Origin of the sequence: Methylomonas defluvii (genome assembly GCF_033949435.1) — a bacterium.
Taxonomy (GTDB): Bacteria; Pseudomonadota; Gammaproteobacteria; order Methylococcales; family Methylomonadaceae; genus Methylomonas; species Methylomonas defluvii.
The window spans coordinates 76,357-89,263 of sequence record NZ_JAXARY010000010.1 but is presented as its reverse complement, the minus strand read 5'-3'; the positions used below and the strand labels follow the sequence as shown (position 1 = coordinate 89,263).

Sequence of the window (12,907 nt, the reverse complement as noted above, 5' to 3'; positions counted from 1 at the left end):
GAATAGTTGTCCGGTCAGTGCTGAATATTATTTAGCGCCCAGTTTTACCGCAATCAATCCTTTCAAGGCTTGTTTTTGGGCGGCCATACTTTTCTCGCGATAAGCGTTGTAGTCGGCCCGCCACCAGTCCTGCTTGGTTTCGTACTGCGGCATCAGTTTGTCGATGCTGAGCAGATCGTAAATGTTGACCCATTCGCCTTCCACCCTAATCGCCAATTTGGGATTGAAAATGTAAGCGCCGCGCATCACGCGATAAAACAGTTTGCGGTTGTGCTTGTCATCCTTGTCGATTTCATTTTTGGCTAGAATGCTCGACAGATAGGCTCGTTGTTTGCGGCGTTCCGGCAGGATGGTGGTGGGAATATGTTGTACTGCGTCGATGAAATCCTGAGTACTGAAGCCCTCGATCCGGTAATGTAATTTGAAAGGCATCACGCGGTAGAACAAGGCGATCATCAGATTCAACAGGAAAAACTCCATGGTATGTTTGTCCAGCTTGACCAGTTTGCCATCCACTTGAATACTCATGCTGTTGGGCTTGAGGTGCAGATAAAATTCGGCCACTTTCTTCTTGGCGTAAGCTTCGCTTCGGTCACTTTGCGCGAGGGCGATTTGAAAGGCCGTCAGGCCGTTGCTATCGACTTTTTCGGTATCGGCGCCGAGTTCGACCAGGGCCTTGATAGCTTCGGCATTGCCCATCCAGGCGGCCACCATCAACGGCGTTTGGTTGAAGAGGTTACGAAAATCGGCACCGTATTGATCGACTTGCTTTAATACCGCATCGGGCTTTTTGAAGCTGTAAGCGCTGTAATGTTTTTGCTGCAGCAGTTGCAGGCCTTTGTCGGGTTGTTTGGCGGCCTTGAAATCGGCTTTCAACAGGCTGTTGATGATGTCGAGGTCTTCATACACCAACGCGTATTCAAATAGCGCCAGTTTGGCGTTTTTGTCGTTGCCGACCAGCGCTTTTTGTTTGAGTTCCGGCAAGGTGGTCGTATCGATGACCTGCCAGTTTGGTGTTTTCTGTTTGAGGATTTCGCTACGAATACGCTCGGCTTGTTCCTGCTTGCCCTGCAACTCCAGTTTATGCGCCTCCAATCGCCAGGCATCGAGGCTGGAATTCTGGCTGGCCAGTTGCAGACTGGCCTGGGCTTCGCCCAATCCCAATAAATCTAGTAATGCCTGTTTGGGCTGGCTTTCGATCCAGTACAAATTCTTGATCGCCCGCGTCAGCGCCACATACAGCGCGTTGATGTAAAACTTGTAGATTTCCAGCGATTTGTCGGTCTTGTCCTTGCCGCGGGCGTATTTGATGTCATGGTGCAAGTCGGCCGCTTCAACGCCCTTGCTGATTTCCCGATAACGGGCCTCTTCCTGGCTGAGGAAGTTGTAGAGAATGATGTTTTCGTACTCCAGGCCCTTGGCTTCCTGGATGGTAAAGATCAACGGTGTGCCGAAATACTGCTGGGCTGCCGGTTTTTGTTCGGCATTCATGACGATTACCGCGAAGCGGGTCGATGCCTTGGTCTTGTTGTCCAATTCGCGGCGGATGTCTGCGGTATCTTGCAGGAACAACACTTCGCCTTGATTGTGGCCATTGCTTTCCACCAGATAATGGCTTTCTTTATCGATGGAGCCGAAGCGCAAATTTTTGATCTTCAAAATCCGGTTGGCGATCTCGGTCACCTGCGGCGAATTGCGGTAGTTGGTGTTGAGGATGCGGATTAGCTCATCGCCGGTTTGTAAATCGTCCTGCCGGTAAAACAGGCTTTTGACCTTGGCCCAGGAAAAGAAATTGGGATGGACGATCTGATTGGAATCGCCGCATAGCAGAAAGTCCCGGCTGTGATGCAGCGATTTCAAAATCAGATACAGCTGAATGTTGGTCAGATCCTGCACTTCGTCGACCACGACAAAATCGTAGCGAGCTCGAATCGATTGCAGATACTGGTGACTGACGATATTGGGGTCGTAAAGCGTGTTATCGGCAAGAAATTGCAGATATTTTTCGAACACGTCGTAAACCGCGTCGCGTTCTTCGGCCAGGAAGATCGATTCCTTGACGCCCAGGGCACGATAATCCTCGCGGCTTAGCCAACTTTTATCGGTGGCGGGGCCGGTAATGACGCCGCGGAACTCCTCGAACAATTTGTGCGCGTCTTTCAGTGCATGGCCTTGGCGATGCCGGTTGAACCAGTTTTGAAACGCCGCAAAGTTGACCGGATTGCCCGTTGGCACCTGGATACTTTCCAGAAACTCCTGAAACGACAGAAAATCGATCTGTTGCTCGGGGTTGTCGTACTGGTGGGCGTAATACAGGTCACGCGCGTTGTTGACCAGATAAGCCGACTGGGTGACATACAACACGTCGCCCACCGCGTGTTTCATTTTTTCCAACGTCAGCGCGGTTTTGCCGCTGCCGGCCGAACCGATTACGATCAGCGGCGGTGGCAAGTCGTATATCGCCTGTTGGCGATCGTCGAAAGAGATGATTTTATCCAGCAGGTTGAAACGCGGCTGGCTGGGATTGAGATAAACCAGCGGCGCGGCTTCGTCGATGGATACTAAGGGGATGTCGGGAATTTTGCTTTCATCGACGGTGCTGACCTGGCGCAGAAATCGCGAATCCTGGTAAGCGTGGTTTTTGATGAATTCCAGAATCAGCGCATAGCGTTGTTCCTGATAACGATAGATGGAAAACAACAAGCGGTCGCGCTGGTTGAGCCTAGCTCGGTAGAGATTGTCGCCGAGCTTTTTGACCTCCGCCGATTTGAAATCGTCGTTTTCCAGATAAGCTTGCAGTTTGGAAAAACCCGGAATGTCCTTGGGATCGAGCTCGTTATAAATCAGGACTTTCATGATTCATCAAAGGGGTAGACAGTGTGGTGGCGACGCGGGGCGGCGGTCATCCGCTTCAGACATTGAAATCGGGCATGGCGCGGCGCATGAATTCGTCGAACAAGGGCACGGTAAAGGCCATGTCGCCATGAGACGGACTAAACACCATGCCTTTTTTGATCAGACTGGCGCGAACCGGTCCCAATGTGTTGATCTTTACTTTGAGCCTATCGGCCACATCACCAGTGCGGTAAGGGCCTTTACCAAGTTCTGCCATGGCGCGCAAATAATTCTTCTCGCGCGGCGTTAGCCGGTCAAAGCGCACGCGAAAGAAGTTTTCATCCAAACGTTTGGAAACTAAGGCACTGCTTTCCCTCACATCCTGCAAAGTAATTGGAGAAGTTAATGCGTGGTTCCAGGCCTGATAGCCCCATTCCTGGAGAAAATACGGATAACCTTGTGTCACGCGGTAAATTTCCTGCAAAGCATCCTGTTCGATCGCTTCGCCTGCTGCGCGAATCGGCTCCTGTATGGCGGTAAAGGCATCCTGCTCCGGTAATGGCCCGACCTCCGGAAAACTGAATAGCCGTTCCGCATACGATTTGGACTCTCCGGCCAGACCTGGCAGAATCGGTAAACCCGCGCCAATCAACACCAAAGGCAGTTGCCGCTGTTGCATCTTATGCATCGCCATAATCAAGGCGCTCAATTCGGTGGTGCTGAAATATTGAATTTCATCGATGAGTATCGCCACGGCGGCCTGACGTTCTTCCGCCGCTTCGGCGACGGCCATGAATAAACTGGGAAGATCGACCTCCAGGTCGCCGCTGTCGGCTGATCCCGATTCCGGTTCAATATCCAGACCGATATCGAACTCGCCCACCTTGATATTGATGGCACCGATGAAACTTTTTAGAACGGCAATGCCGCGTCTGGCTTTATTGCCGGCCCCTGCAAGCCTGTCGAGATCGAACAGCAGGCGGCGCAAATGCGGCGCGAGTAGAACTGCCAACGGTTTGCCTTCATGCGCTTCGACCAATAGCGTTCGATAACCCGCGTCGATAGCCATACGCTCAATATCGTTTAATAAAACGGTTTTACCGACCCCTCGTAATCCAGTCAGTAACAGGCTTTTTTCCGGGCGCTTTGCGCGCACGCGTCCCAGCAATACTCGAGCGTTTTCAAGAATGGCATCTCGTCCCGCCATTTCCGGTGGCGGCGACCCTGCGCCGGGTGAAAAAGGATTTTTGATTTTATCCATAGCGAATCTCGAATGTATCAATTTATTCTGAATAATACGACATAAGTAGTATAAACACGAATAAATCAATATATCCTCTGGGGGATGCTTATGATTTGGAGAGCGATAATGGGAAAATCACACCAATAATGCTCAAAAGTTCATGCGTGACTTTTGCGTGATTCCGTCATGATGAGTGCTGCTTTGTACTGCAAAACTGAGCAACGAGCGTCTTTATTTATATAATAAAAACAATTAGTTACAGTACGTATTGAGCACTTTTAATGCGATGGTCGTGCGTTCGAATCGCACACGACCCACCATCAAACGATATATAAATCAACCAGTTAGCTTACCAAGGCGGCTGGTTTTTTTATGCCTGCTATCTTCCAAATTACCCAGTGGGTAAATCATGATGCCAAACGCAACATAGTTACCCCTTCCACTTTGGTTAACTTCTCGACAGCAATAAGAAGCTCCCCAACTTCCGCCGGTGAATAATGCACCGTGATGTCGCCGTCAATATGATGCATAAGCGCCTTTCGGGTCTCCAACGGTACACCAGCCAAACGCAAACGCCTTGCGAAGGTATGCCTGAGATTGTGCGGACCTGATAAGACGTGATCACCTACTGGCAATCCAGCTCTCTTCCAAGCCTTTTTCCAGGCGGTATTATGCATTCTGCTCACCGGCTTTCCTCGGAATCCAAACACATGGGCATCCGATTTACCGCGCCGACTATCGACCACATTTTTTGCCACACTGTTTAATACCAGCAAACATGTCGTCTGATTTTTGGTGAACTCACCCGGAACCAGAAAAATCGAAGTGTTCAATTCCGGCACCTTGATCTCCCATTCCCAGCGCAATTCCGCCACAATATGTTCACGGGTTCCAGTGTGTACGGCAAACAGCGCCATCTCGGCCAAGTGGGCGGGTAACTCCTTAAAGAAGCGCTCTTGTTCGTCAATGGAGAGTGGATAAGGATTGGCCGCATCCTTCCAGTCCGGCATCCTCAACAACGGCGCAACTGACAACCAAGGTTGATTATCGAGATCGCGCCATACCCGTGAAGCCAGTGTCAGGATTCTTCGTACAACCGACAACTCCCTGATGACCGTAGCACTTTTCGCTCCCTGTTCCCGGCGATGATCAATATAAGGCTGTATGCTGCCTTGATGAATCTGGTCCAGTCGTAAACCGCCCAACCAGGGATCAAGATTCGCAAGACACCCAGCATCCCTTGATAAACTTGCCTTCGTTTCTTCATTTAAATACTTCGTAGCCGCTTCGCGGAATGTTCTTAACTTTGGCGCTGCCGCTTCAGTTTTTGCAACCGCTATGGCCCGGTGGTATTCGACTTCTGCTTCTTGCCACGTGCTCGCTGTAAAGCGGTGGCGAACTCTTCCGAGCCCATCGATACGCTTGTCAATCGAGCCTTTCCCTGTTTCTTTGTCCCAGTACAAGCCTGGGAGTTTGTTTTTTGACATGATGGTTCCTCCTTAACCTTCACGTTGCGGACCATATACTCATCCAAAACGCGATTAAGTTCAAGTAAATCAAACCCGACGCCTTGCTTTCCCATTGAAATCTCTGTAAGAGAAGGTCTAATTTCCCGTTCGAACAATGTTCGTCCCATACCACAGTAATAGGCGGCATCTTCAGGTCTTAGAAATCGAGGAGGGAAACCATACATCGTCGGATCACGGTTGTGTAAAAGAGTGGCCATTCCGCCACATTTGAAGCAGCTTGAAAATTTCATTCGCCATCTTGCAAACGGTATTGACAATGACAAAAAATCAACGGCAGCCTCAAATGTCGGAGAATGAAGAAGCGGTTAAGGATTGCTTTGAACGGATGTTGACTTTTGAATTCTACATTCGATATTTAGAGATGAATCGGAGTCACGATTTACAAGAAATTCAAAGCCTAAACGAGGTTGTTACAAAAAGATTTATTGATTTTGATAAGACTCATAATCTATCTGGAATTGAATTTAAGTTGCCTAGTGATACACAAAATCAACTTCCAACTCCATTGGACATAGATCGTTTAATCTCGTGGGCGCTTAATAAATTTCAAGACCCTCCCATCACCATTGAAGACTTGCCTAAAAAAATAGACTTGAGCGCGCTATTTTTCCCGGAATATGTCAGAAAATTTTTATCTACGCAGATCTTGCCATTAAAGAAACAGGTAAAACCAAGCCAAAAGCAACTCGCTTATCGCTTTTACGATTTAACCCACCCTAATGATATAAACGCCGTATTTGATTGGTGGATCAATCATATAAATTTCCAATCTGTTAAAAAAAAGAAAGTGCGAACAGATATTAGTATGAAGATTGAAGAGCCGAAAAAGAATGATGATGGCTCTTATCCCCCCCATATTGTCAGAACAGGGACAAATTTTTTATCGCCAAGTGTGCTTTTTATAAAAGAAGACCGATATTGCGTTTATAGCACCAATTCGCATTCGATTAAGGTTGATGACCAAGAATTATCAAATTCGACGGTGTTGAGAATCCGGTTTGATAAAGATATTCAAGACATCCATGAGGTATTAGATTTTTTCAAAGAGTATCTTCGTTTCGATAATTCGAACTGGCGTTCCGAACAGATTAAATCCGAGTCCCCTGCAGGTGTTGATCTTTTATCCCGCAAGCAAGCAACTGACATAGCACTGTTTGAGCAATCCGACCGATATGCCAAAGTAATTCATAGATATGACTACATAATAAGGGATATTCTAGGTCTGATGTGCTTTGATGAGATGAAAAATATCAAAATACCTCCTGAAATGAAAAATAAAGACAAAGAAGACTTTATTATCACGGAAGCAGCTAATGTCGTAGCAAATCGAATTTGTAAAAACGAAGTATTCTTTGAAATTGACACTATTAAAGAAAGTTGCAAATCTGTTTTAGATAAAATAAATGTTATTGATGAAGTCGTAAAGCTTAAACAAAACAGGCTTAAATATGGCGAGACATATGACTTTCCAAAAAAAAGTAAGCGCTCGACAAATAGAAAACAAAGCACTTAGTAAAACTATTTTGCACTATTCCCGTTATTAAAAAATCTCAGTCACATATATTCTCCTTGAGAACTGCTTTCGGGTATCACCTCTGAGACCCACTACTAACCGGCAGACCTCAACTTCCACAAACCCAACAGCCCTCTGATCGTTTCGGCGATCAGAGGGCTATTGTTTTTCGTTTTTGCCAAGCCACTATCGATCATCGGTCCGGTGAGGATGGCGGCTGCGCGTTTTTCAAGGAGTCCGTTTCATATGAATATTCAATGTCCCATTTGTCGTTCGCAGCAGGTTGTGAGCTTGGATCGTGGCAAAAAAATCGGTGGCGTGATCGGTACGGTCGGCGGTGCCGCCAGCGGCGTGGCGGGAGCCATGACCGGTGCCGCTAGCGGCGCGGAAGTCGGTTTAACCGTCGGTCTGGTGGCCGGGCCAGTGGCTAGCACCCTGGGCAGTGTTGCCGGGGCTATTTTCGGTGCCCTGATCGGTGCGGCGACGGGTGGCGTCACCGGCGCCAAGTTGGGCGAAGTCATTGATCAGCGTGTTTTAGACAACTACGTCTGCCAAGACTGCGGCTTGTCTTTTAGCCACTATGCCAACCGAGATCAGGCTATTTAGCTTTTCGGTGTGCTTCGTTTCAGTAACCGATTCAAATAGATCAACTTTCAGCAACCTCGTTGGCTGTTTCCCGGTTTAACTATTCTTTAGGAGTCATTTTATGGCACATCTACTCGAACAAATGGCCTATGTCGGCCAAACACCCTGGCATGGCCTGGGCAATTCACTCGCCCCCAAACAGCCCATTGAAGTGTGGGCCAAGCAAGCCGGTATGGATTGGCAAATTCAAGAATCCGAAGTGCGCTTCATGGCCGATCAAGTCGGTCACCTGGGCACCATCCATACTTTTGCGGACCAAAAGGTATTGTACCGATCCGATACCAAGCAGGCTTTGTCAGTGGTTTCCCAACGCTATCAAGTCGTACAACCGCGCGAGGTGTTGGAGTTCTATCGCGATCTGACCGAGATTGCCGGCTATGAACTGGAAACCGCCGGTGTCTTGAAAGGTGGCAAGAAGTTCTGGGCTTTGGCGAAAACCGGTCAATCGATGGTGCTGAAGGGCAACGATCTGGTCAAAGGCTATTTGCTATTGGCGACCTCCTGCGACGGCACGTTAGCGACCACCGCGACACCGACCACGATTCGGGTGGTTTGCAATAACACGCTGACCATTGCCGTCAACGGCGCCACCCAAGCCATCAAGGTGCCGCATAGCACCAAGTTTGATGCCCAAGCGGTGAAACAGCAACTGGGGGTGGCGGTATCCCAGTGGGATGCCTTCATGTACCGCATGCGCATGTTATCGGAACGCAAGGTGAAATCCCATGAGGCGATGAACTACTTTCTGCGGGTACTGTGCGATACGTCAGCGGCAAATGCCGGTGAACCCGCTACGCTGGTCAATGAGCGGGCCTTGAAAAAGGTGCAGAACCTGTATGACGGTCAAGGTCACGGTGCGGCACTGGATTCCGCCAAAGGCACGGCTTGGGGCTTGCTAAATGCCGTCACCGAGTATGTCGACCATGAGAAGCGGGCTAGAAGTACCGAGAGTCGGATGGATTCAGCTTGGTTCGGCCAAGGAGCCGCTATCAAACAACGGGCATTGGATTCCGCATTGTTGCTCGCGGCATAAACTCAAACCTCAGCACACTACAAAACGCCTGGTCGGTTTTCCGACCGGGCGTTTTTGTTTGGGGCGTGGGGATTGCGCTGTCGATGTGGCTTTTAACTTATCAAATTCTATTGAAGGAGGTCAACATGACCGAAACCGCCTTACAAAGCCCGCTCACCGGGCGGGCCAAACCCGCCTTACGTCTGGTAAAAACCAAACATATGCCGCGTGAAGACTGGCTGGCCGTGCGCAAACGCGGCATTGGCAGTTCCGATGCGGCGGCAGCCGTCGGATTAAACCCTTACAAATCCCAGCTGGAGCTGTGGCTGGAGAAAACCGGGCGTGACGATAATCTACCCAAGATCGATCCGCACGATGAAACCAGCCCCACCTACTGGGGAAATCTGTTAGAACCGATTGTGGCCGCGCACTACACGCGGCGTACCGGTAATAAGGTCAGACGCATCAATGCGGTACTGCAACATCCGCATCCCAGTTTGTTGTGGATGCTGGCCAATATCGACCGGGAAGTCATCGGTAGCGACGAGGTACAGATTCTGGAATGCAAAACCGCCGGTATCAACGGGTCGAAGCTTTGGCGGGACGGGGTACCGGAATATGTGCAATTGCAAGTACAGCATCAATTAGCCGTCACCGGTAAAACCACGGCGGATGTTGCTGTCTTGCTGGGTGGTCAGTATCTGGAGATTCATCGCATCCAGCGTGACGAGGCCTTGATCGCGCGTTTGATCCCATTGGAACAACGCTTTTGGCGGTTCGTGGAAACCGATACCCCGCCACCGGCAGACGGTTCGGAATCCGCAGATTTAGCCTTGCGCTGTTTGTATCCGCAGGACAGCGGCGAAACCCTGGATTTCAGTCAGGATCGACAGCTATCAGCCACCTTCGCCGATCTGGTCAATGTCCGGCAAAGCCTGGCGGAGTTGGAACAGCAGGAAGCCCTGTTCAAACAAACCTTGCAGCAAGCCATCGGCGATGCCAGCAAAGCCCGCTTTGAAACCGGCGCAGTGACCTGGAAGAAAGCCAGGGACAGTGCGGTCCTGGATACCCCACGCCTGCTGAAAGAGCAACCGACGCTGTTGCAGCAGTATGCCACCACTAAAACCGGCAGTCGGCGTTTCCTGGTGCAGGCGGCGGATTAGCCCACAAACCAACCAACCTACTACAAAGCAAAAATCAAAACCATCACACCACAACAGCCTTGAGCGGGGGATTCCCGCTCAAGGCTTTCTGCATGCATTTTTAGAGTCAATCACTCACTACTCACCCACAGGAGTTCACCATGTTAAAAGGTTTAGCCATTACCCCGCCGGTACTCGGGCGGATTGCCATCGGTAAAGTCGTCGAAAAGAACGGTAAACGCTTACCGGAAAAGGACGACCAATTCACCATCACCAGCCAGTTACAAAGTAAGGACGGCTGGATACTGCATCCACTGGATGACAGCTTGCGTAAGCAGCAAGCCGGCAAAATCCGCAACATTCCGATCCGCTTGCTGTTCAATGAGCCGGATTTAAACTTTCGCGCTGAATACAGCTTGTTTGATAGAAACACCGGCAGACCGGTCTGTGTTGGGAATGGCGAAAGTTGTCGGCGTCGCACCCCTGACGGGATCGCCAGTGTGCCTTGTCCTGCTCCGGAAGGCTGCCAACTGGCGCAAGGCGGTGCTTGCAAACCCTATGGCCGTTTGAACGTACTGATTGGCGATGACGATCCTCTCGGTAGTTTTATCTTTCGCACGACCGGCTTTAACAGTATCCGCACTTTAACCGCCCGTTTGCAATACTTCAAAGCCATATCCGGCAATCGCTTGTCCTGCATGCCGTTGGAACTCAAGCTGCGCGGTAAATCCACCCGGCAAAGCCACGGTTCGGCGATCTTTTATGTCGATATAACCCTGCGTAATAACCAAAGCATTGAAGAGGCCTTGGCTGAAGCCCATCGGATTGACGAACAACGGCAAGCCGCTGGCTTCGATCAAACCGCATTGGATCAAGCGGCACGACTGGGCTTTGCCAATGGCGCCTTTGAAGACAATGAGGATGACGGCTCGGCAGTGGTGGATGAGTTTTTTCCAATCGATTCCACTGATCCCTCCGCTAACCCATTTACACCGCTGGCATCGTCCGATACCTCATCCATGCCAAACGCCACGCAGGCCCCACTAACTGCAAAACTGGACGCGAAAACCCGGCAACTGGCTACCGCTGAGTCCATTCAAGCCAGCGCCCAACCCTAACACGCGGTTACGCCGCACTTTTTTCATTTACCCCGACGGGTTGACTCACGCCTGTCTGGGGTGAGCGGTCGTCTGGGACGCTTGGGAGCATACCATGACAGACCCTTATCAATATTACCCCACGCCAGCCGCACTAAGCCATAAAGCCTGGGCCATGTTCAAGAACACCCGCTTTGTCCGGGTACTGGAGCCTTCAGCGGGCGAAGGGCATTTACTTCGTCCCGGTCCCTGCCAGCACGGAAAGCGGCTAGCCATAGACTGCATTGAAATCGATATTCGCAAACACGGTACGTTGAGAGACGCGGGATTTAACGTAGTGGGCATGGATTTTCTGCAGTTTCAAAGCGGCAGTGTCTATTCACACATCATCATGAATCCACCGTTTGCCGATGGTGTCCACCATGTATTGAAAGCCTGGGAGATTTTGTTCGACGGGGAAATTGTCGCCATTTTGAATGCGGAAACCCTGAAAAATCCATTTTCGAAGGAACGGCAGTTCTTGGTCAGCTTGATCGAACAACACGGCGAAGTCGAATTCTTGTCCGAGATGTTTACCGCTGAAGACGCCGAACGCAAAACGCCGGTGGAAGTGGCACTGGTCTGGTTGCAGAAAACCTCAAGCTTTGAACAGGACATCCTCGGCAGTATTCTGGAGGACTTGCGCCAGGATCGCTTGAGTGCTGAGGATTTGGCGGGCGATTTTCAAGCGCCGCATGAACTGGCGTTGCCGAATGCCTTTATCGACAATGCGGTACTGATGTTCAATGCCGCCGTGGAAGCGTCGCGGCAAGCTGTGGTGAGCGAAGCCCGTGCCTGCCGCTATCGGGCCATGCTGGGTAAAACCCTCGGTGAACTGAATGGCGGTGGTATAGGCAGCAATGGCGGCAGCGGCGATGAATCCTCATCAGATGCGGTGAAGCTTGCACTGTTCAAACGCTATCACGATCTGAAGAACCGGGCCTGGTCCAGTATCTTGCGCTCCACTCAAGTCACCTCGCGTTTGTCGTCGGCGGCGCAAAAACGCCTGGAGGCGGATTTTGAAACGGTGAAGTCTTTGGAGTTTACCGTGCCGAATATCTACGGCTTCTTGCAAGGCATCATTGATCAGCAAGGCGATATACAACTGGCGATGATCTGCGATGTGTTTGATGCCATCACCCGCTATTACAGTGACAATGCTGTTTACTTCATGGGCTGGAAAAGCAATGACAAACACCGCACCTTGGGGATGCGCATCAAGACCACCCGCTTCATTTTGCCCGGTCATCGCTCAAGTGCGTACCAGAATGGTTTGAACTGGGAATCGCAACGGCTATTGGCGGACTTCGATAAGGTGTTTGCGTTACTGGATGGAAAGGTCGAGGCGGCAGTTAGCTTGGAAGCGGTGTTTCATCACCACTTTCATCGGCTACGCAACGGCGAGCGGGTCAGCGGCAGTTACTTTGACGTGCGCTACTATCCCGGCATCGGCACCATCCATTTCTTTCCGAACAGCAAAACCCTGATCGACCGCATGAACCGATTGGTCGGCCGCCAACGCCGTTGGTTGCCGCCGGCGGACGTGCAAGCGGGTAAAGGCTTCTGGCAACAGTTCGACCAAGCGGAAAAGTTTGATAAGGCCTTTCATGCCGAAGTGAACAAGCAGTGTAAACGGGATGGCCGGCAGTATCGGTTTAATCCGTTTTGGGCGATCAAGCATGGCGGTGAATCGGAACGCGAGCAAGGGAACACCCTGTTAACCGGCGCGATGCATGCCGTATTGGCCCAGCACGGCATTGATCCGGATGCCTTGCTGGATGGCCATCAAACGGACTGCTTGCCATTCGCGGGAAACACGGCAGACGCCAAGCGCTTGGCGTTAACGCATTGA

9 protein-coding genes are annotated in these 12,907 nt (G+C 50.6%); 6 read left to right on the top strand and 3 right to left on the bottom strand.

Features of this window, described 5'->3' with window-relative positions; genetic code table 11:
• Nucleotides 1–27: 27 nt before the first annotated feature.
• The 3 genes from QLH52_RS12250 to QLH52_RS12240 all read right to left on the bottom strand — a co-directional run bounded on the left by QLH52_RS12250 (nucleotide 28) and on the right by QLH52_RS12240 (nucleotide 5,565).
• Nucleotides 28–2,856, bottom strand: coding sequence for a UvrD-helicase domain-containing protein (locus QLH52_RS12250; RefSeq protein ID WP_319961749.1), 2,829 nt, complete (start codon nucleotides 2,854–2,856; stop codon nucleotides 28–30).
• A 55-nt stretch (nucleotides 2,857–2,911) separates the two neighbouring features.
• Nucleotides 2,912–4,096, bottom strand: a complete 1,185-nt coding sequence (locus QLH52_RS12245; RefSeq protein WP_319961748.1) for an AAA family ATPase — start codon at nucleotides 4,094–4,096, stop codon at nucleotides 2,912–2,914.
• A 389-nt stretch (nucleotides 4,097–4,485) separates the two neighbouring features.
• The gene (locus QLH52_RS12240; RefSeq protein WP_319961747.1) at nucleotides 4,486–5,565 is read right to left on the bottom strand and encodes a tyrosine-type recombinase/integrase; all 1,080 of its coding nucleotides are present in this window, start codon (nucleotides 5,563–5,565) and stop codon (nucleotides 4,486–4,488) included.
• A gap of 298 nt (nucleotides 5,566–5,863) precedes the next feature.
• On the opposite strand from QLH52_RS12240, the gene QLH52_RS12235 reads away from it, so the two are divergent.
• From QLH52_RS12235 to QLH52_RS12210, 6 genes are all read left to right on the top strand, one after another.
• Nucleotides 5,864–7,120, top strand: coding sequence for a hypothetical protein (locus QLH52_RS12235; protein ID WP_319961746.1), 1,257 nt, complete (start codon nucleotides 5,864–5,866; stop codon nucleotides 7,118–7,120).
• Nucleotides 7,121–7,405: 285 nt separating this feature from the next.
• Nucleotides 7,406–7,726 (top strand): hypothetical protein, encoded by a 321-nt coding sequence (locus tag QLH52_RS12230; RefSeq protein ID WP_319961745.1) that lies wholly within the window; start codon nucleotides 7,406–7,408, stop codon nucleotides 7,724–7,726.
• A gap of 100 nt (nucleotides 7,727–7,826) precedes the next feature.
• The gene (locus QLH52_RS12225; protein WP_319961744.1) at nucleotides 7,827–8,798 is read left to right on the top strand and encodes a DUF932 domain-containing protein; all 972 of its coding nucleotides are present in this window, start codon (nucleotides 7,827–7,829) and stop codon (nucleotides 8,796–8,798) included.
• 125 nt (nucleotides 8,799–8,923) lie between these two features.
• On the top strand, nucleotides 8,924–9,940 hold the full coding sequence (locus tag QLH52_RS12220) for a YqaJ viral recombinase family nuclease (protein WP_319961743.1): 1,017 nt from the start codon (nucleotides 8,924–8,926) through the stop codon (nucleotides 9,938–9,940).
• Between the two features lie 140 nt (nucleotides 9,941–10,080).
• Nucleotides 10,081–11,037 (top strand): recombination directionality factor, encoded by a 957-nt coding sequence (locus QLH52_RS12215; RefSeq protein ID WP_319961742.1) that lies wholly within the window; start codon nucleotides 10,081–10,083, stop codon nucleotides 11,035–11,037.
• 94 nt (nucleotides 11,038–11,131) lie between these two features.
• The gene (locus tag QLH52_RS12210; protein ID WP_319961741.1) at nucleotides 11,132–12,907 is read left to right on the top strand and encodes a DUF4942 domain-containing protein; all 1,776 of its coding nucleotides are present in this window, start codon (nucleotides 11,132–11,134) and stop codon (nucleotides 12,905–12,907) included.